Below are 19428 nucleotides of genomic sequence, written 5' to 3' on the forward strand. Positions count from 1 at the left end.
CGTATGCCTATCTCAAGGACGTGCTGACACGACTGCCGACGCAGCGGGCGAGTGAGATCGGCCAACTACTGCCGCATCAGTGGGTACCTGCCTGAATCACGCAAGGTGAGTTCGGCGGACGCTTACCCTGCGGCAGCAGGTCAACAAGGTCAATCCGCGCAAAGAGTTCTTCCGCCTAGGGATTACCGACATCAAGCAGGAACTCGAAGTGTTAGGCGTGCAGACGCAATGGACTATGGCTGCTCAGGCTCGTGAGTACCGTGAAACGTTGCAGATCGAACAGCAGATCCTTGAAAACCCGGCTGTCGCTGCGGAATGGACGCGTCACCAGATGGAGTATGAAGAGGTGGCAGATGAGGCTGAGGCCGCCATCGATTGATGCCACGTTTGGGGGGCGATGCCAGCAAATTACGGGTGTCAGTCACGGCCATAGGCTCTGACCAGTTATTGGTGTAAGCGGGATGGCGAAACTCTAAATAGAGTTTTCCGAGTTTGCCCCCCTGACCTGTTATCGGTGCCTGCGTAGAGTCGCCTTTGACGCATCAGCGTCTCCACTGACTCTTTACAGGAAACTGAAATGTCCAAGAAATCCGTAAGCAAGCCCATGACCCAAGACGCCAAGGCTCGAATCTATTCGGCAACTGCCCGTGACAATAACGGCATCATCCCGCCGGATAGCTTTGCTTCACGAGCTGCAAGTGCTGCTGACAAGGCAGACCGCAAACAGTGAACCAAGGATGCCAGGGGGGCTAGCCTCCCCTGGCAGAGGTGCCCAGATGAAACTTCCCGTATCTCCCTATCCGTCAATCGGCGAGATTGTCTATGAAGTTGCCGTTCGTAGCGGCCTAGTGCTGTCTACAGATATCAGCAATCTTTACGAGGATCTGAAAGCATTCAAGGATGACCGTAAACGACCGGGCCTGGACCCCATCGAGATTCCAACAACCATTCTCTACAGCTTGGAAGCGCGCCTGGCTGACTATTTGGGGGATCCATACGCAGCGAACATGATCTTCGTGGGCGCTCGCCGATGGCTTGAGTTCTATGCCGGGTTTGTAACACGGCACGATGCAGGCCTGCTTGAGCGTCAGCATATGCGTGAGCTCCTCTGGCCAACAATTTTTGGAGTAGGCGGTTATTTGCTTTTGAATGCAGTCTACCTAGTTCTGCCGTTGGTTAAGCCTACTGTCGTTCTGAATAGCTCTGCGCCATTCGGGTGTGTGATCAAAGCGCTATGCACCCGAGGTAGCAAGGATTACAGCCTAATTTGCGAACATCGAGCAAAAGAACACGGCATCGACTTCGATAACTGTCGCGACACGCTGGATGCATGGCTGAAAGGCCCCACTGTGCCTAATTTAGATCGTGCGCTTGAGCTTCTAAAGGCGTTGGGCCTCGATCATGAAATGGGGCCAAAGCTGTGGGTCGTGGCTGGTCGGTTGTTATCTCGAACGCCACTCGAGTACCGTAAGTCGATCGCCAATCATTTCAGCCTGACAGAACTCACTATTGTTGACGCTGAAGAAGCATTCTTCTGGCGTAAGCGAGAGGTCGCGATGGACAATGTGCGGCAGTACAGCATTGGCCCTGACCGCCCCTACGGTGCTTTGCGCGAAGCGCTCTACAACCCTGATGTGCCGCGCGATGCGGCAGCCGTTCAGGACATGCTCACTCGTCTTGAGCGTACTTGGGAGCCTATTGCTGGGCAGACATATCACATCGTCGAATGGCTTCGTGCTCGATTCTTGGTGCTATGCAGGCAAAATGAGAAGGCGCTTGAGCATTACCAGACAGCCTATAATCTCGGTGTTGGTCGCGATCCTGATATTTTCAAAAATGTGCTCGCAGAGGCACTGGCACTTGCTGGAAAACTAGGTAAGAAAAAGCTGGTGAAACGCTACGACTCACTGCTTGGTTTGCACTGGATGGGCGAGTGGGATGGGGAATTGAGCAGCCTTCCCGAGCTGTTCGACAAGCGCTTTGACCCTAGGCTGTTTTACGACTGATGCATCATGAGTCTGCCAGCTGCCCTTACTGGTGCGGCAAGGGCTAGCCAGGCCACCAGTCTTAGGCTGGAAGCATGTTCTCGATGGCCCAGCTCTGTGCACTAAGCCAAAAAAAATAGTCCGCATTAATGCGGACTCTTGATTATCTGGGTGCTCAAGCTATTCCTCTGGAGGTAAACCGCACTCAGTCCGCATCTCATTCATCATGTCGAAGCTGATCGGGAAATTTGGATTTTCCTCTTGGATTTCCGCGACCATGGCATCGAAGCAGGCTTCAGTACCATGATTGGTATCCTTTGACTTGCTTGCTTTGTAAGGCGCATAGCCCCGTTGCGGGCCGACATCGACGCGATACGCCGTGGTGTGACCATTGTTGTCATAGTCCAGATACCAGCCCGATTCGACGATGAAATAACCGTTGGCCCCTTTTCCCATCATCGTGCCCTTCGGAAACCCAGGCTGATTCGAGATCGTGGCGCAGCCGTATTGGTCGCAGAGCACGTTCAACGAGCCGGGTACTTCCTCCAGCGTCTTGGTGCCGGTCTGGGTGTCGATGAAGGGCAGGCGCTTGATCCGTGGTGTGCGATCCCCTGCAGGGCGGCAGTCGTAGCTACCGATGCTTCTGTGTTTCGTGGTTGAGCAGCTAAAGACGTTCTCGCCAACAACGTAGTCCACCTCACGCTGTTGGGCCGTGGCGACGTTACTCGCTGTGACGGCAGTGATCAGGGTGGCTGCAAGGGCGAAAATCAGTTTGGGGTTTGTGGTCAGGTTCATGATCGAACTCCCTTCGTATGGTGAGCGGCTGGCCACTCGGTATGGGTTGGGTTACTTCTTCTTTTTCTTGTAGCGAACGACGATCCGGTTATGCACCGGGTACTTCTCGATCTCGTAGTCGGGGTTGAAGGTCAGCAGGTTGTGCACGGCAATACTGGTCGCCGAGAGCAATCCGAATGCACCCGTGACTCCTCCTGCGAAACTGCCGGCTGCCAGGCCAACGCGGCCTACGGTGTACACGCGGCAGGTCAGTCCAGTTACCTCGATCTTGCTTTCGACCAGGCGAACGGCCTCGATCAACTTGCCGCTTAGGCCCACGACCTCAAACGACTCTTTGCGGCTGATGAGTTGAGGCAACTTGGCGGTGGCCAAGTCATCGAATGTCAGTTGTGTCATGGTGAAGGTCTCGCTTATTGCGCAATGAAGGGTTTTGCAGTGTCGACTTAGATGGATGCGTATCGACTCTATGGGTTGGATAACAACCTTTGAAGCCCTTCATGTCAAGAGGATGGCATTCGACCATTCAGGTTGACCTGGAGGGTGTATGCCGAAGTCTGAAGAAACGAACCTGGCCAAAGTGGTGGGCTTGGCGATTGCCAGGCAGCGCATGCTGTGCGAACTGACTCAAGAGCAGGTCGCCGAGCGGCTGGGGATTGGTGGTGAAGCGGTGTCGCGTATCGAGCGAGGCATCGTGATGCCGAACATCGAGCGCCTGATGCAGTTCGCCGAGATATTTGGCTGTGAGGCTGCGGATCTTCTGACCCAAGCCAGCCACCGTCCTGAAGACCAGGCCGTGCGTATCAGCCAGATGCTAAACCAGCTCACACCAGCAGATCGTCAGCTGGTGCTGGAGATGATCGAGCGTCTCACCCAACGCCTGAGCCAGGATTGAGTTCAGGTTCGGGCGCCCGGTTGAACAGTGCCCCGCAACGCAGGCACAGACAGTCGTGTTGCATGAACTGAAAGCGCCGGGCGTCTTGCAGAAAGGGCTGGTTCTCAGCCCATTGCCGCTGAGCCAGTTCAATCCCTTCCGTCACAAATTCCAGCACCTGTTCCAGGTTGATCGGTTCCACTCCAGATGATGCAGCCTCTGGGGCGGAAGGTCGCCGTGCCGCATTCATAAAACCGCCTATGACGCTGGCCAGCATAACCAGCGTGCCGACCGCTTCGTTGGACAACACAGCGGATGATTCACAGATCAAGCAGCGTGTGGACATGATCGCTCCTCGGGGCGTGATGGTGCCCGCAGCAAAGGGTGGTTAGAGCAAGCCCTGTTCAGCCAGCGACACGATGCCTTCTGACCCCACGATGAAGTGATCCAGCGTGGTGGTGCCGACCATGGCCAGGGCGTTTTTGAGTGTTTGCGTCAGGCGTATATCTGCCTGGCTGGGAGAGGGATCGCCGGAAGGATGGTTGTGCACCAGGATCACAGCCGCGGCGTTTTGCGCGAGCACTGTTTTGATCACTTCACGCGGATAGACGCTGGCTGCGTCGAGGGTGCCGCGAAACAGCTCCTCGAAACGGATCACGCGGTGTTTGCTGTCGAGCAGTAGCACCGCGAAGACTTCGTGCGGCAGATCCTGCAGCAGCACTTGCAGGTGCTCCCTGACTTTGTGTGGATCGGTGAGCGCGCGGCCCTTACTCAGTCGGTGAGTGGCCAACTGCTGGGCCATACGCAGGATGTCGGTCTCGCTGACGGGCGAGTCCACCAGGTAGCTGCCGGCGACTTCACCGGCTCTGAGCTTGTGAAATTTCATGGTCTGTCTCCGGATGGCGAGCCGATTCGGCCCGCCCGTGGTTAGGCAGAAGGTTCGAGCTGTTGGGATTGGGCTTCGAGTTTCTCGGCGAGCGACTGGGTGTGAACGGTGCTGTCGGGTTTCGACGTGGCGGGCTGACCGTCCGGAAAGAACTCTTCAGCAATGGCGCTGCTGTCCTCGCCGTCATCCTCGAAGATGCCGTTGCCCAGACCGACACGCGCGGTGGCATCCAGTTCGGCTTGATCAAAACCAGCCGCCTGACGCGCCTCATCCAACTCACGCGCAGTGAGTAACGCTTGCTCCACGGTCATGCCGCTGCGCAGCGTCAGATCGACGTAGAAGATCGGCGTGCCATGGCTCTGCCGGGTGGATTTGCCACGTAGACGCAGCTCTAGCGGCAGGCACGCCAGACGATCACCTGATATGGCCCGGAAGTACTGCAGTCGGGCAATCAGCGTGCGGATGCTGTTGAAGCCCGTGGTGCGAAACACGAAGCTGCCCAGGGCATCCTCATCACCGATCACCACGTTCATTCGTCCGTAGGGCTTGCAGGCGTTGCCCTTGGCCAGCGGGCAGGCATCGGGTGACGGGCAGGGCAGCGATTGAACGCCGTCCTTACCGATACGCTTGCAGGTTTCACCGTTGCCGACACAGACCGGTCGACCGTTCTGCCGATCAAACAGGGTGTAATCAGCGCGGAAATTCAACTCAGGCTCGTTGAACAACAAGCGCACTGGGATGCTGCGCAGCTTGTCGTCTTTGCCTTGGCGCAGCTCGTCATTGAGCGGATGCAGAAGCCAGCCGTCTTTGCCTTGTACCTGCGAGGTGATGGTGAATTGGTCGTCTTTCTCGGGCAGGCGCTTGCCGTTCTTCTCGACGACCTTGCCGATGGAGATGCGCCCGAGTACGGGCGGGGTAATTGCTAGACCTTTGAGCATGATTGCGCTCCTTGAAATAAAAAAGGCCAGCCAGCAGCGTGAACTGCATGGACTGGCCAAGGGGGGAGGGATTGAGTTGAAGAGGGTGATCAGCCGATCAGAAAACGCCGACTACCTTCTTTGAGTTTCGGATAGCGGGCCTGCAGGTAAGGCTTTTCCTGAAGCAGGCGCTCGACATCGAGCACGGTGCTGTCTTTGGCTTTGCGCCAGCTCACGTAGCCGCTGGAGAACTCGGCACGGGTGGACTCACCCATTGCTTGCTGCAGCATCTGCTTGAGCTCGGCTTCGCGCTTTTCTTTCTCGGAGATCGATTGACGCACAGCCTTCAGCTCCAGGAAGGCAGCCACCAGGCCGGCATTGCCGCTGAAGTCGACGACCTGGCCGTTGTCCTGCGGATACAGGCAACGCAGCGCCAGCTCGGCCGAGGCACTGCCATCGGCAGGTGGTGGGGTATCCGTTTCGACGTACTGCCAGAAACGGCGCTCCAACTCGATCAGGCGAGCGATCATCTGCTCATCCCGCTCGATGCGATGGATCTCCAGCGTCTGACCACCGAGCAACACCGCCACATCGGCCGCCTGCTTACCGGTGACGGCGAGCTGGTGCATCACCTGCAACTGCACATATTCGGGTACGCCTTCTTTCCAGGGGCGTGCTCCGTTTATGCCGGCTGTCTTGCATTCGAGGATCTGCACTTCATCTGTACCAATCACTTCGCGATCAATGTTGGCCAGCATCCAGGGCAAATCCGGATTGGGATGCTGCAGTACGGCGTTGATGCGACGTACCTTGTGCTTCGTGCGCTTGCTGTAATGCCAGGCCACGATGGGCTCCAGCACGTTGCCCCAGTAAGCCGGGCTTTCCTCATCGTGCGGGTCGGTCTTCGGCAGTTTGCTGTCGCGGCCGGTTTTCTCCAGCCACAGCTCCAACTGGGATTTGTAGGGGTTGAGACCGACCGCCGCCGCTGCATCCGAACTGCCGATGCCTTGCTTTCGGATCTGCAGCCAGTCCTCGCGCGGCAGCTCCTTGGTGCTGACCAGGCGCAGGGCAGGACGTTTCTTGCTGGTGCTGTCATTCAATGACGTTGCTTTCATGGTGTTCACCTCGCGGACACAAAAACGCCCGGTCAGCGCTGAACTGACCGGGCGTTATGGAGTGGATGAAGTAGAAAAGGGGAAGATCAGGCGACCATTTGCAGGGCCGCATCCAGAGCGCGTTGCTTGACCTGTGCACCTTGGCCAAACCAGGCCGAGTCGAGTCGGTACTCAGTGCTGCGAGCGCGACGCTCATGGTCAACGTACTCGGTCACCGCGTTGAGCAGACCCCAGGCAGTGCCGCGAGCCGACTCCAGATCCGAGCCACGTCCACGCCCCTCGTACAGCTCCTGCACACGGCGCAAAGCGCGTTCGTTGGGCAACTGCTCGGGCAATTGCCCGGTCGGGCTGACCTCGCACAGCACATTCATGAAGTAGCCCAAAGCCTCATGCCACTGCACTTTGCGCTCAGCCAGCGCGCGCATGCGGTACATGAAGTCGTCCCATTGCGAAACGGCGATGCCGAGCTGCTTCTTCACCACCTTGGGATCGAAGCGGGTGTTGTGCGGCACCTTGATTGCACGGCTGGTGCCATCCAAGGCGACGGTCAGGGTGTTGTTGCACACCACGCGCACGGTAGTCGGTGTTGCCGTAGTCGCCAGGGTGCCGTCACAAGAAGTCGCCAGCAGCAAATAACCGTTCACCTGATCGTTTCCTTTGATCGACGTGCCTTGTCCGGTACGCGCCAGCGCCCAGAACTTGCGACCACCCTTGAGCACGCCAGCCGTTTCCAGCTCATAACCGGAGACCTCTGTCAGATCGCGATAGAACTCCAGCACCTCGCGCGGTTGCACGGTGTGATAGCGGTTGGAGACGACCGATAACGGAGCCTTGGTATCGGAGCGGTAGAGCACCTTCTGCTCCGGGAAGGAATGGATCGCGCCCAGGTGCCCGACTGCATCGGACTTGAAGTGCACGGGGCTTTCCATGATTTGCCAGTCCATGCCGGCTTCACGCTGCCAGACCTCGATAGGTTGCTTGCGAGGCAGGTTGTTGCCCAAGCCGTGCCACGGAGTAGCGCCAACGTAGGCCATTTGTTCGATTTGATGAGCCATGATGAATTTCCTTTGAGCAGTAGCCGGCATAAAGCGCCGCGCATGGCGCAGCACCGGCAATCAGGGATGAGTGAGAGTGAAGGGCGGCCTGATCAGACCGGCTGATTGAAGCGGTGACCGCAGCTCAAGCAGACGTTGTGTGCTAGCACATGACGGTCGAGTTTTTCACCAAGCTGAGCGCCCATCGCACAACCACCAGCAGCGCCAACCAGGCCGCTGAGAATGGCCGATGACAGGGCGTTGAGGTTGACATTAGGAGGCTTGGCTAGGGTGCTACTGGTAACTGCTGGGCCAGTGAGCAGGATGGTGCCGGCACCACGCAGCGCACCGCCCAGCATGCCGATGAAGGCAGCAATCCGCATGGCGGTGAGGTGCGTGGAGACCTGAGGAGAGCCGCAGCTCGGGCAGTGCAATGACATGGTTGAAGACTCCAGGGTGGGGATGTCATTGCGGTGATGTGTGACTGAAATTTCATTCGATTGAGACCAAAGCCCGCTATTTCCGCTACGAGTAGCGGAAATAGCGGCTAGCCGTGTCTTCATGCCGGCAATCCTGAGGGGCAAGTCATTGCCGGCACCTATACGTGCGCCTGCTCGTAGTAAAAAAAAAAATTAAGCAGACGCGATGAATGCTGGAGCAGGCATTCGTAGAGTGACGACGCAAGCGAAGGCACGCGTTTTGAGAGCAGGCCGTCTGCACAGTCGCGTTGCCAGAAATCGCTCGAATGCTCTTTAAATGTTTGGAGGAAAGTATGAGCCCAGAATTAGGTGTCGATTCTGAAGTGCGAATTATTAGGGTTAAAGATGTTGTGAAAATGACAGGGCTATCACGCTCAACAATTTATGATCGAATAAATAGCCTATCGCCACGATACGATAAGGATTTTCCACGACCAAGAAGGTTGGGTGGTAATTCAGTGGGGTGGTTGTCATGTGAGATGCAGCAATGGGTTAGCTCAAGAGAGGTGGTTCAAGGATTAAAAAGTTGTGATCGGGGAGGTGGGGGAGAGTAGCTCTCCCACTTTAAAGTCATCAAGATTTAATGCGAGGGCAGTAATGGCTAATCAAAGTGCGCTTCCTGAGCCTGGTTGTGAATATCCTTTATTTATTCCTGCGCCAATTTTTGCGGCAGCAGTAGATGAAGTAGAAGTAAACATCAAGGCGCCCAGGTCGCTTGTGATTTCTGGGGCACTGACAGCAATATCATTAGTTTCTCAGGGGCTAATTGATGTGCTGAAGCCAAATAATCAGGTGGTGCCAGTATCTTTAATGCTGGCGACCATTGCTGATTCTGGTGATCGTAAATCTACGGCTCAGGATGCGCTGTTAAAAAGTGTGAGGTCTTTTGAAGTAGGAAGAGATGATGAATATAAGCGTGATATGGTTCGGTGGAAGGCTGGGTTGGCAATATGGGAGCAGGGGAAGAAGGAGTTACTAAAATCTATCAGTAAAGCTTATCGTGATGATTTTGATACCAGCAGTATCGAAAGTAAAATAATGGAGCATGAGAATAATAAGCCTGAAAAGCCCAGGCGGTTTCGAATGCTGTATGACGACACTACGCCGCAAGCCTTGTTTCTGGGCATGTATGAGGGGCTGCCAACCGCAGGGCTTATCTCCGATGAGGCATCAGGTATTTTGAATGGTCGTACCTTTAGGGATTTTCCGAAATTAAATACAATCTGGAGCGGCGGAGTAATTGCTGTGGATCGTACCTCTTCAGAAAGTTATCGACTTGATGAGGCGCGATTAACTGTATCGCTAATGGTGCAGGAGAAGAACTTCATTGACTATTTGTCGCGTAAAGGTGAGTTGTCGCGCGGAGCTGGACTTTGGGCTAGATTTTTAATTTGTAAGCCTGATTCGATAAGGGGGACTAGGGTTATGGAAAGCTTCAGTAGTTCTTGGCAGAGAACTACTGAGTTTAACGTAAGGGTATCCGAACTGCTGGAGCGTAATGCTCGGTTTCAGGCGCAGGCTACAAGCTGTCGAGAGAGAATTAAGTTTACCCCTGCAGCATCTGCACTGTGGATGAAAGTTTTCAACGAGATTGAGGTTGGGATGCGTGAAGGGGGGCGATTTGAAAGAATGCCCGATTTTGCCTCTAAGCTAGCTGATAATATTGCCAGGGTTGCTGCATTGCTTCACTTTTTTGAGGGTGAGGAGGGAGATATCCCAATTGAGATCCTTGAGTTTTCTGTTTCTCTATGCTGTTGGTTTGCTGATGAGTTCAAAAAGATTTTTGTTCCTCCTGTTCAAATTGAAGTTGATGCTGATGAGTTGTATCAGTGGCTCGTAACAAGAAAGCGTGTAAGGGGGCGTGAAATCGATAAAAATGACTTACTTCAATATGGTCCGAATAGAATGAGAAAAAAGGAAGTACTTTCGCCGATTTTAGATTATCTTGTATCGGCTAAAAAAATAATTATTCATGAGCGCCGTCTGGGGCGAATGGTAGTAAGACTTAATGATTGATAGTCGTGGTGGTGTCAGCTTTTGGAAGGTTAGCACCACCAAAATCCAATATTTGAAATTATTGTTTTTGCTTTTCGATTATTTTGTCTAGAATAATTTGAGTTATGTCATCTTTTTCTCTCTTGCCGAGATATTGTTTGTTGTCTTCGATGTTGAGGAGTGCGCTTGTTATATTTTCGGCGTATTCGGCATTAGTTCTGTTCCCTTTTGGGGTGTTGGCAATGTGCTCGTCGATTAGTGCTATCAGTTTCTTGTAGTATATTGATTTTGCTTCGCCGCCTAGCTTCGCTTTACTACTTCTGTTGGCGATGATTTTATCATATACCCCTTCTAAGTAACCTTGGGCTTCAATTGCGCGGCGCTGAGAAAACCAAGCATTTATGTAGTCTTCTTTTGGTAAATTATATTCTATTTTTAAGATGTGAAGTGCTATCAAGTAGATGTTGCAGTTGACTCTTTCGTTAAGGTTAGATGTTACTATTCTTGTGAAGTCTTTATTAATTATGGCCTCCTCGATTTCGCTCTCTGTTAAGGTCTTTCTTTGTTTTTCAATTATTTCCTCAAGATTTATGTCGGACTCGGAGTATTTTAATACTGCTTCTGTATTGCTCTTAATGGTGCTAATGGTTTTTTTGAATAGCGATTCAAGTGTATTTTTATCTGCTTCAATCTTTGTTTGGTTCTTCATTGAGTGGCTCGTCCTTGGTGAGTAACTCTAGTTTTTTGCCAAGTGTTTTCCATGCCTCAGACATCTCTTTAGAATAGCTATGTCGTTGGTATGTTCGTTTAATTCTATTTTCTTCAGTGTGATTCAAGCAGCGCTCAGCTACCTCTGGTAGAACTCCAAGGGCAGTCATGATAGTAGCGCCGGTTCTCCTCAGGTCATGTGGGGTCCACTTCCCGCCTTTTAATAAGAGAGCTTGGGCTTTGGCACTGCGATTGCTCATGGTCCCTTGATCTGGTTTGCGCTGTCTGTCACCAAGCTGCTTTGTAACAGTTTTGGAGCAGACTGGCCCAGTGTCTTTGGTGTTGGGGTAGCACCACTCGCTTTTGCTGCTGATGACCTTGATGCGTTCGAATTGCTCGATTGCAAATTCGGATAGAGTCACGGTGTGCGCCTTTCCATTCTTGCTGTCTTCACTAGGAATGAGCCAGGTGCCTGCTTTCAGGTCGATATTCTCCCAGCGCGCGTTCATCAGTTCTCCTATACGACAACAGGTTGATAGGGCTATCCAGATTGCTGCTTCGGTTGATGGAAGCAGTCCGGCCTCTGGTGCTAGCTTGGCCAGTGTTCGGATTTCATCCTCACTAAGAACTCTGTCGCGCTCTGTATCCTTGCCGCCAATTTTTGCTTTGCGGATGCTCGCTGTTGGGTCGTGCTCAATCAAATCGCGATCCACGGCGAACCTGAACATTTGGCGCATAAGACTGAAGATCATTTTGGCCATCCGGTTAACGCCGCGGGCAAGCAGCGCATCGGTCACTTCTGTGATGTGGCCTTTTTTTACTTCGTCGAGAGGTAGTTCGCCCAGAAAGGGTAGGACGTCCTTATTGAACATCCGGCGAACCTCATCGCCGCCATCCTTGAGGTTAATCAGGTCTACCTTTGCCCAGTGGTCAAATAGGTCATTGACGGTTTTCCTGGCAGCAAGTCGAGCATTTGCTGCTTCGATGGCCGCTTTCTCAGCGGCGATTCTTGCAAGCTCGGCATCGCGAGCTGCAATTCGGGCAGCCTCCTCAGCTTCGAGATGCTCCTTTACATCCTTGATACCTGACTTGTGCAGCCCTGCAAGCTCTTTGGCTCGTTGGCCGGCTTCGGCTAGCGTCATCGTGCCTTCGTTGCCATCACGGCTGTATGTACCAATAGGGAAGGTCACGCGTTCGCTGCGGCTATTGGTATAGCGAAAGTAGAAAAGCCGCTCTCCGCTAGGAGTGATCCGAGCTACTAGGCTGCCATGTCCCCAGATGGCGACTTCGCTCAGCCATTTGTCACTTGTCCCTGGTTTGCCAGTCATCTGGCGGTCTGTAATGTTGGCCATATGGTCAGCTTTCCCGTTGCCAATTGGTTGCCAATTGAGATTGTCTGGTTGCCAATTCGTTGCCAATTGAGATCGGCTTTCTTCGAATCGAATAGGGCTATTTTGGACGAGAAATTAGCTGTAAGCCAGTAATATCAAGGGTTGTGCGGGGTTGCTTTGAATTTGGTTGTATCTGCTCGGACGGGTAATTACCTGTATGGGGTGCAAGGGGTAGAGTGTTCGAATCACTCCGTCCCGACCAAAAAATCCCTACATTAGAGCCTGGTCAGTGATGACCAGGCTTTTTTGTGTCAGAGACTTTTGGCGGGACTTTCTTCAGCCTGCCATCCTCTTCAAAACTGTCAGGGCTGGTGCGCGAGTCGGTAGCCGAAATCCTGTTGGCTTCATCGATCAGTTTGCCCAACTCGGCGGCCGAATAGTGACAGGTGATGCTGCCGTTTTCGTGGTCCAGCTGAGCCTTCCTGTCTTCCTTCATGATTGCTTTACGCGGGGTAGAGCTGCCAGCCCCGCTGATCTGTGCTGTACATAGGCGTACCCGGCGTGCCGCTCGACGGCATGGGCGTGGCTGGGGGAGAAGTTTCTGGCGTGTACAGTTGCCAAGCGGTGTGTCTTGCGACACTTGTTGAGCTCGTTCTCGTATCGACGCGACGAAGGCAGAAAGCCCGGATTGCTCAACCCGCTTGCGTTCCCGAGGGCTGCAGTGATCAATATTTCAGCGGTTGTCGCGATAGAGCTTGCGCAGCAGCGCGATCAGTTGTCCGCGCTCTTGCTGGTCAAGTGAGCGGGTCGAGTCGACATCGCTCTGCTGTGCTATTTCCTTGAGCTCCTTGAGCTGGGCCTCGCCTGACTTGCTCAGGAAAATGCCGTAGGAGCGTTTGTCCGGCTTGCAGCGCACGCGCATGGCCAGGCCTAGTTTTTCCAACTTGTTGACCAGCACCACTGCTTGCGGCGGTTCGATGGCCAGCGCGCGGGCAAGGTCGGCCTGCATCAGGCCCGGATGCTGTTCGATGATCATCAGGGCAGTGAATTGCGCGGGGCGCAGGTCGAACGGTTCCAGGCGCGCCGACAGGTGCTGAAATACCTTCATCTGTGCGCGTCGAAGCACGTAGCCGAGGTAACCATCCAACGCCAGGTCGAGAAGCGCTGGATCCAGGGGGCGGTCGCTGAGTTCGGGAATTTTGGCCATGTTGTCCGAATTGATCACGCTTTAAGTTAAGTAAGTTAATTATCTTGCAGTCTCGCAAGGCGAGATGCCAGCGCTAATTGGGCTACTGATCGGCTGGGCCGTGTTTTTTCAGGCGATAGGCGAACTGCGCGCGGGTCAGGCCGAGCAGGCGTGCGGCGGCGGCCAGGTTGCCTTCTGCCTTGTTCAGGGCGTCGTCGAGCAGGCGCCGTTCCAGGTGCTGGATGTCAGGCTCGATATCTAGCCGCTGGAGCTGTTCGAGCAGGTTGTCCGGGCCGCTGGCGTTGCTGTCCGTGTTGCTGGAGAGGGTGCCGCTCTGGCTTAGCGAGTAGAGCTGCGGTGGCAGCGGTTCGTTGTGGAAGAGGTGGATGAGGTCGATGGGGCGGCCCTCGTCGCTGGCGATCAGGCCACGCTCGATCAGGTTCTGCAGTTCCCGCACGTTGCCCGGGAAGTCGTACAGCAGCAGGGCCTTGAGCGCGCGCATGGTCAGCCCGGCGGGAGTGCGCTGGTATTCGCGGCAATAGCGGCTGAGGAAGGCATCCACCAGCAGCGGGATGTCGTCGCGCCGTTCGCGCAGCGGCGGCAGGCTGATGGGGTAGACGTTGAGGCGGTAGAACAGGTCTTCGCGAAAGCGCCCGGCCTGCACCTCCTGGCGCAGATCGACGTTGGTCGCTGCGACCACGCGCACGTCTACCTTGATCGGCTGGCCGCCGCCGACGCGCTCGACTTCGCGTTCCTGCAGGGCGCGCAGCAATTTGCCCTGGCCGGGCAGGCTGAGGCAGGCGATTTCGTCGAGGAACAGGGTGCCGCCATGGGCGCGCTCGAAGCGCCCTGGGCGTGAATGGCTGGCACCAGTGAAGGCGCCGCGCTCGACGCCGAACAGTTCGGCCTCGATCAGGTTGTCGGGTATGGCGGCGCAGTTGAGTGCGACGAAGGGCTGTTCGCGTCGGGGGCTGAGGCGGTGCAGCTCGCGGGCGAAGAGTTCCTTGCCGGCGCCTGACTCGCCGCCGATCAGTACTGTCGCCGGTGTTGGCGCCACCCGTTGCAGGGCGTGGCGGGCAGCGTTGAAGGCGGCGCTGACACCAATCGGGATCAGTTCGCCGGGCTCGCTGCTGAAGGGGCGTAGCGGCGCCGTCGCCTGGGCGGCGGGCGGCGTCGGGTTGGGGGTGGCATAGAGCAGGGCGAGGTCGGCACTGACGTCACCCCATTGCTCGGCGGTCTTGCCGATCACCCGGCAGACCTTGTGGCCCATGGCCCGGCACTCCACCTCGCGGAAGATCACCAGACGCCCGAACAGGCCGCTGACATAGCCGGTGGCGTAGCCGATCTCGGTCCAGCAGGCCGAGTCCTGGCCGATGCCGTAGGCGGCGATATGCTCGTCCGCCTCGCAGGAGTGGTGCCAGAGGAACTCGCCTTCATAGAGGCCGACATCGGCGTCGAACTTGAAGTGCAACGGCTCCACCTTGGTCATGCCTTCGAGGGTGTGCAGACGGGTGCCGGCGAAGAACACGGCGGTGCGGTCGGCCTGCGGCCAGCGCGTGCGGATCAGCTGCGCGTCGCGCGCACCGGACTGGTAGCCGGTACGGGTGAACAGCCCACGTGCGCGCTCCAGGCCGAGGCTGTCGATGAATTCGCGGCGCAACGCGCCGAACGAGGAGCCGTGCATCAGCAGCATGCGCTGGTCGTTGAGCCAGATGCGTCCGTCACCGGGTGAAAAGAACAGGCACTCGGCCAGTTCCGCCGTGGTTGGCGACTGATCCTGCTGCAGCAGCGAGCTGTCGCCGCGCAACGGGCTTGGATCTTTGCCCTGGGCGAAGTCACTGAACAGGTGCTTGGGCATCTCCATGGGGCAACGCCTCGCTTCATCAAATGATCAATGGGTAAAAAGTTAATTAGCATAACTTTGATCATTTGCGTAATCGTCGCTGCGCCGCAAGCGTGCTTGGTTTGTTCGTGAAACGGCTGAAATGGCCGGAATAGAGCCTCTTCATCGAGCTTCTGAAGGAGTGGGCACAGCGCTTGCTCTAGTGCTGGCAGGGCAGGTCTCGTGAGCGAAGCAGCGGGTGCCGCCCTCCACAAGTACAAGAACATCGGAGTGCGATATGTCCGCAGTCAAAGAGGCCGGTTTCCTGCGTGAAGCGCAGTGGCGCGAGAAGATTTTCAATGGCGGCTGGATCAGCCCGCTCGGTGGCGTCAACCCGGTGCGCGAACCGGCGACCAACACCCAACTGACCACTACCGGGTTGGCCAATGCCGAGGACATGCGCATCGCCTGCGCAGCGGCGAGCAAGGCGCAGCCAGCCTGGAGCGCGCTGGGGCCACGCGACAAGGCGCTGATCTTCCGCCGCGCCGCCGATCAGGCTGAAGCGCACTTCGACGAGCTGGCGCTGTTCGTGGCGCGGGAAACCGGCGGCAGTGTGCTCAAGGGCAGCCATGAGGTGCGCGAGGCCATCGTGCTGCTGCATCAGGCAGCCGCGATGCTTTCGCAGGGGCACGGCCTGGTGCTGCCGAGCGAGGCCGGGTGCCTGTCCTATGCGCGGCGCGTGCCGCATGGCGTGGTCGGGGTGATCTCCCCATTCAACTTCCCGCTGGTGTTGTCCCTGCGGTCGGTGGCGCCGGCGTTGGCAGCGGGCAATGCGGTGGTGCTCAAGCCCGATCCGCAAACGCCGGTCAGCGGCGGTTTCCTCATCGCTCGCCTGTTCGAGACGGCTGGCCTGCCTTCGGGCCTGCTGCAGGTGTTGCCGGGGCATGCCGAGGCCGGTGTGGCGCTGTGCGAGAACCCGCAGGTGAAAATGATCGCCTTCACCGGTTCCACCGCTGCCGGGCGCAAGGTGGCCGAGACCGCCGGGCGCACGCTGAAAAAGGTGGCGCTGGAGCTGGGCGGCAAGAATTCGCTGATCGTGCTGGAGGACGCCGACCTGCAGCTGGCCGCCAGCAACGCCGCCTGGGGTGCCTGGCTGCACCAGGGGCAGATATGCATGGCCACCGGGCGCATCCTCGCCCACGCCTCGATTGCCGAGGAGCTGACCCGTTTGCTGGTGGACAAGGCGCGCGCGCTGACGGTGGGCAACGCCGCCCGCGGCGAAGCGCACCTTGGCCCGCTGATCAACGAGCGCCAGCTGGCGCGGGTCAGCCAGATCGTCGACGACAGCGTCGCGGCCGGTGCGCGCCTGGAGGTGGGCGGCCCGTACGAGGGCCTGTTCTACAAGCCCAGCGTGCTCTCCGGGGTATGCCCGGGCATGCGTGCCTTCGATGAGGAAATCTTCGGCCCGGTGGCCTGCGTGGTGCCTTTCGAGGACGACGACGAGGCGGTCGAGCTGGCCAACGCCAGCGAATACGGGCTGTCCGCTGCGGTGATCTCACCCTCGCTCGGGCGCGCCATGGCCATCGGCGAGCGCCTGCATTGCGGCCTGCTGCACATCAACGACCAGACCGTCGCCGACGAGTGCATCAACCCCTTCGGCGGGCGCGGCAATTCCGGCAACGGCGGCAGCGTCGGCGGCCCGGCGGACTGGGACGAATACACCCAGTGGCAGTGGGTGACGGTCAAGGACACGCCGCCGCGCTATCCCTTCTGACCGAGCCTTTTTGCGAACACAACAAGAACAAGAGGACGCGAAATATGAACCTGCAAGGCAAGATCCTGGCAGTAACCGGTGTCGCCTCCGGTATCGGCGCCGAGACCGCCCGCCTGCTGCGTTTTCACGGTGCGCGGGTGATCGGCCTGGATCGCAGCGAACCGCACATGAGCCTCGACGGCTTCGTCGAGATCGATCTGGAAAGCCCGGCGCGCATCGACCAGGCCGTGGCCCAGCTCCCGGCGCAGCTCGACGGGCTGTGCAACATCGCCGGCGTGCCCGGGACGGCCAACCCGCATTTGCTGGCGCGGGTCAACTACCTCGGCCTGCGCCACCTGACCGAGGCGCTGCTGCCGCGCATCGCGTCTGGCGGCAGCATCGTCAACGTTGCCTCGATCCTCGGCGCGCAGTGGCCCGAGCGCCTGGAGCAGCACAAGGCGCTGGCGGCCACTGAAGACTTCGCCGCCGGCGAAGCCTGGCTGGCGGCCAACCCGGTGCCACCACAGACCTGCTACCAGTACTTCAAGGAGGCGCTGATCGTCTGGAGCATCACCCAGGCGCAGCCCTGGTTCATGGCCCATTCGGTGCGCATGAACAGCGTGGCGCCGGGGCCGGTGTTCACGCCGATCCTTGGCGACTTCGTGGCCATGCTCGGCAGCCAGCGCACCGAAGCTGACGCCCACCGCATGAAGCGCCCGGCTTATGCCGACGAGGTGGCAGCGGTGATCGCCTTCCTCTGTGCCGAGGAGTCGCGTTGGATCAACGGCGTCAACCTGCCGGTCGATGGCGGCCTGGCATCCACTTACCTCTGAACCTTCGGGAGTGAACCCCCGCTGATACCGGCTGCCCTGGCGGCAGTCACTGAGTCCGTACAACAAGAACAATGAGGAACGACATGAAGCACACACAAGCGAATACCCGCGTTCGCTCGCTGGCCCTGGTCGTGAGCCTGGCCAGCAGCGCGCCGGCCATGGCCGCGCAGATCGATCTGGGCGACAGCGACTGGCAAATGCGCTGGGACAACACCCTCAAGTACAGCCAGGCCTGGCGCCTCAACCGCGCCGATGACCGGCTAACCAATGCGCCCACGGCAAACGGACTGTTTCCCTCGATCCAGAGCCAGGGCGACAAGAATTTCAGCCGTGGGCTGGTTTCCAACCGCCTCGACATCCTCTCCGAGATGGATCTGAGCCATCGCAACTACGGCCTGCGCCTCAGCGGCGCGGCCTGGTACGACCACGTTTACAACGAGGACACCGACAGCCGCGAGCAGCCGCACTTTCTGTCCAAGACCCGCGACCTGCACGGGCGTGATGCCGAGCTGCTGGACGCCTTCGTCTACCTGCGCGGCGAGCTGGGGGAAAGCTCGCAGGGCGTGCTGCGTCTCGGCCGCCACAGCCTGGTCTACGGCGAAAGCCTGTTTTACGGCGCCAACGGTATCGGCGCGGCGCAGGGGCCGACCGATGTGGTCAAGCTGCTCAGCGTGCCAGGCACCCAGTTCAAGGAGATCCTGCGCCCGGTCAACCAGGTTTCCGGGCAGTTGCAGCTCACGCCACGACTGTCGGTGGGCGCCTACTACCAGTTCGAATGGGAGCGCTCCAGCCTGCCAGGTGCGGGCAGCTACCTGAGTGATAACGACCTGATCGGCGAAGGTTCCGGATCCATTACCGATGTCACCGGTGGCCTGACCCTGCATGCCAGTGACATCGAGGCCAAGTACAGCGGCCAGGGCGGCGTGCAACTGCGCTTCAAGCCCGAGGACACCGAACTGGAGCTGGGCCTGTACGCCGCGCAATACCACGACAAGGCGCCCAGCGGCCTGTACGGCTACGTCAACACCGCCGGGCCGTCGCCGGTGCTCTCCAGCTACCGCCAGGTGTTCGCCGAGGACATCAAGACCGTTGGTGCCAGCTTCTCCACCGCCTATGGCGACTTCAACTTCGCCGGTGAGGCCTCGTTGCGCTGGAACGCGCCGCTGGTCAGCAACCTGCAGGTGATCGCACCGGGCCAGGCGGCGGATAACGACGGTGAGGCGCGTTACGCCAAGGGCCGCACCGCGCACGTCAACCTCTCGACCATCTACCTGCTGTCGCCGTCGGCGCTGTGGGACGGTGGTTCGATCCTCGCCGAACTGGCGTGGAACCGCACGCTGAGCGTCACCGACAACCGCGCCGCGCTGGACAGCAACACCACCCGCGATGCCACCGCACTGCGCGTGCTGGCCGAGCCTGCTTACTTCCAGATCGCCGATGGCCTCGACCTGAGCGTGCCGATGGGTTTTGGCGTGGTGCTCGATGGCCGCTCTTCTGCGGTGAGCAAGTCCGGCTTCGGCAACACCCATGCCGGCGACTGGAGTGTGGGCCTCAAAGCCACCTACCTGCAGCGCTGGGAGATGGGCCTGAACTACGTGAACTTCTTCGGCGCCCCGGAGGCCGGCCTGCGTGAAGACGGCAACTTCAGCTACGCCCAGTCGCTGGCTGATCGCGACTTCGTCTCGCTTTACCTGAAGACCACTTTCTAAGAACAACAG

22 protein-coding genes and 1 pseudogene are annotated in these 19428 nt (G+C 57.7%); 10 read left to right on the top strand and 13 right to left on the bottom strand.

Annotation, left to right across the window (positions count from 1 at the left end; genetic code table 11):
* The 4 genes from ACN8M7_RS24970 to ACN8M7_RS24985 form a co-directional block, all read left to right on the top strand.
* Window positions 1–95, top strand: a 95-nt coding sequence (locus ACN8M7_RS24970; protein ID WP_146226874.1) for a transposase domain-containing protein, incomplete at its 5' end; no start/stop codon positions are given.
* 113 nt (window positions 96–208) lie between these two features.
* Entirely contained in the window at window positions 209–379 is a 171-nt protein-coding gene (locus tag ACN8M7_RS24975; protein WP_490262531.1) for a hypothetical protein, read from the top strand.
* 198 nt (window positions 380–577) lie between these two features.
* Window positions 578–730 carry a hypothetical protein gene (locus ACN8M7_RS24980; protein WP_490262532.1) on the top strand — a complete coding sequence of 51 codons (153 nt, stop codon included), beginning with the start codon at window positions 578–580 and terminating at the stop codon, window positions 728–730.
* 46 nt (window positions 731–776) lie between these two features.
* The gene (locus ACN8M7_RS24985) at window positions 777–2006 is read left to right on the top strand and encodes a hypothetical protein (RefSeq protein WP_490262533.1); all 1230 of its coding nucleotides are present in this window, start codon (window positions 777–779) and stop codon (window positions 2004–2006) included.
* Between the two features lie 159 nt (window positions 2007–2165).
* Here the strand turns inward: ACN8M7_RS24985 and ACN8M7_RS24990 are convergent, their stop codons facing one another.
* Together ACN8M7_RS24990 and ACN8M7_RS24995 are read right to left on the bottom strand one after the other, a co-directional pair.
* On the bottom strand, window positions 2166–2780 hold the full coding sequence (locus ACN8M7_RS24990) for a hypothetical protein (protein WP_490262534.1): 615 nt from the start codon (window positions 2778–2780) through the stop codon (window positions 2166–2168).
* 51 nt (window positions 2781–2831) lie between these two features.
* Entirely contained in the window at window positions 2832–3176 is a 345-nt protein-coding gene (locus ACN8M7_RS24995) for a hypothetical protein (RefSeq protein WP_033939301.1), read from the bottom strand.
* Window positions 3177–3324: 148 nt separating this feature from the next.
* On the opposite strand from ACN8M7_RS24995, the gene ACN8M7_RS25000 reads away from it, so the two are divergent.
* Window positions 3325–3672 carry a helix-turn-helix domain-containing protein gene (locus tag ACN8M7_RS25000; protein WP_033939302.1) on the top strand — a complete coding sequence of 116 codons (348 nt, stop codon included), beginning with the start codon at window positions 3325–3327 and terminating at the stop codon, window positions 3670–3672.
* Here ACN8M7_RS25000 and ACN8M7_RS25005 read toward each other — a convergent pair.
* From ACN8M7_RS25005 to ACN8M7_RS25030, 6 genes are all read right to left on the bottom strand, one after another.
* Window positions 3647–3997, bottom strand: a complete 351-nt coding sequence (locus ACN8M7_RS25005; protein ID WP_490262535.1) for a hypothetical protein — start codon at window positions 3995–3997, stop codon at window positions 3647–3649. The genes ACN8M7_RS25000 and ACN8M7_RS25005 overlap by 26 nt on opposite strands.
* A 42-nt stretch (window positions 3998–4039) precedes the next feature.
* Window positions 4040–4537, bottom strand: coding sequence for a RadC family protein (gene radC / locus ACN8M7_RS25010; RefSeq protein WP_490262536.1), 498 nt, complete (start codon window positions 4535–4537; stop codon window positions 4040–4042).
* A gap of 41 nt (window positions 4538–4578) precedes the next feature.
* The gene (locus tag ACN8M7_RS25015; RefSeq protein ID WP_490262537.1) at window positions 4579–5475 is read right to left on the bottom strand and encodes a recombination directionality factor; all 897 of its coding nucleotides are present in this window, start codon (window positions 5473–5475) and stop codon (window positions 4579–4581) included.
* An 89-nt stretch (window positions 5476–5564) separates the two neighbouring features.
* Window positions 5565–6569, bottom strand: coding sequence for a YqaJ viral recombinase family nuclease (locus ACN8M7_RS25020; protein ID WP_490262538.1), 1005 nt, complete (start codon window positions 6567–6569; stop codon window positions 5565–5567).
* Window positions 6570–6655: 86 nt separating this feature from the next.
* A complete protein-coding gene (locus tag ACN8M7_RS25025) occupies window positions 6656–7624 on the bottom strand; it encodes a DUF932 domain-containing protein (protein WP_490262539.1) in 969 nt (322 codons plus the stop codon).
* A gap of 92 nt (window positions 7625–7716) precedes the next feature.
* Window positions 7717–8043 (bottom strand): hypothetical protein, encoded by a 327-nt coding sequence (locus ACN8M7_RS25030; protein WP_490262540.1) that lies wholly within the window; start codon window positions 8041–8043, stop codon window positions 7717–7719.
* Window positions 8044–8375: 332 nt separating this feature from the next.
* Here ACN8M7_RS25030 and ACN8M7_RS25035 point away from each other — a divergent pair, with 332 nt between their 5' ends.
* Both ACN8M7_RS25035 and ACN8M7_RS25040 read left to right on the top strand, forming a co-directional pair.
* The gene (locus tag ACN8M7_RS25035) at window positions 8376–8636 is read left to right on the top strand and encodes a helix-turn-helix transcriptional regulator (protein WP_490262541.1); all 261 of its coding nucleotides are present in this window, start codon (window positions 8376–8378) and stop codon (window positions 8634–8636) included.
* 43 nt (window positions 8637–8679) lie between these two features.
* Window positions 8680–10098: a YfjI family protein gene (locus ACN8M7_RS25040; RefSeq protein ID WP_316915885.1), complete on the top strand. Its 1419-nt coding sequence runs from the start codon at window positions 8680–8682 to the stop codon at window positions 10096–10098.
* A 58-nt stretch (window positions 10099–10156) separates the two neighbouring features.
* On the opposite strand, the gene ACN8M7_RS25045 is transcribed toward ACN8M7_RS25040, so the two are convergent.
* The 5 genes and pseudogenes from ACN8M7_RS25045 to ACN8M7_RS25065 all read right to left on the bottom strand — a co-directional run bounded on the left by ACN8M7_RS25045 (window position 10157) and on the right by ACN8M7_RS25065 (window position 15166).
* Window positions 10157–10786 carry a hypothetical protein gene (locus ACN8M7_RS25045; RefSeq protein WP_490262542.1) on the bottom strand — a complete coding sequence of 210 codons (630 nt, stop codon included), beginning with the start codon at window positions 10784–10786 and terminating at the stop codon, window positions 10157–10159.
* Complete coding sequence (locus ACN8M7_RS25050) at window positions 10764–12137, bottom strand: tyrosine-type recombinase/integrase (protein ID WP_316915883.1); 1374 nt, start codon at window positions 12135–12137, stop codon at window positions 10764–10766. The genes ACN8M7_RS25045 and ACN8M7_RS25050 overlap by 23 nt, the downstream gene beginning before the upstream one ends.
* A gap of 315 nt (window positions 12138–12452) precedes the next feature.
* Window positions 12453–12615 (bottom strand): annotated as a pseudogene (locus ACN8M7_RS25055) (tyrosine-type recombinase/integrase); the annotation flags it as partial.
* 234 nt (window positions 12616–12849) lie between these two features.
* Window positions 12850–13323: a MarR family winged helix-turn-helix transcriptional regulator gene (locus ACN8M7_RS25060; RefSeq protein ID WP_490262543.1), complete on the bottom strand. Its 474-nt coding sequence runs from the start codon at window positions 13321–13323 to the stop codon at window positions 12850–12852.
* An 82-nt stretch (window positions 13324–13405) separates the two neighbouring features.
* Window positions 13406–15166: a sigma 54-interacting transcriptional regulator gene (locus tag ACN8M7_RS25065; protein ID WP_490262544.1), complete on the bottom strand. Its 1761-nt coding sequence runs from the start codon at window positions 15164–15166 to the stop codon at window positions 13406–13408.
* Window positions 15167–15422: 256 nt separating this feature from the next.
* On the opposite strand from ACN8M7_RS25065, the gene ACN8M7_RS25070 reads away from it, so the two are divergent.
* The 3 genes from ACN8M7_RS25070 (at window position 15423) to ACN8M7_RS25080 (ending at window position 19419) form a co-directional block, all read left to right on the top strand.
* Window positions 15423–16898: a benzaldehyde dehydrogenase gene (locus ACN8M7_RS25070; protein WP_490262545.1), complete on the top strand. Its 1476-nt coding sequence runs from the start codon at window positions 15423–15425 to the stop codon at window positions 16896–16898.
* A 44-nt stretch (window positions 16899–16942) separates the two neighbouring features.
* Entirely contained in the window at window positions 16943–17710 is a 768-nt protein-coding gene (locus tag ACN8M7_RS25075; protein ID WP_490262546.1) for a coniferyl-alcohol dehydrogenase, read from the top strand.
* An 83-nt stretch (window positions 17711–17793) separates the two neighbouring features.
* Window positions 17794–19419, top strand: a complete 1626-nt coding sequence (locus tag ACN8M7_RS25080) for a DUF1302 domain-containing protein (protein WP_490262547.1) — start codon at window positions 17794–17796, stop codon at window positions 19417–19419.
* Window positions 19420–19428 lie beyond the last annotated feature (9 nt).

Source organism: Pseudomonas spartinae, assembly GCF_965197125.1.
Taxonomy (GTDB): domain Bacteria; phylum Pseudomonadota; class Gammaproteobacteria; order Pseudomonadales; family Pseudomonadaceae; genus Aquipseudomonas; species Aquipseudomonas composti_A.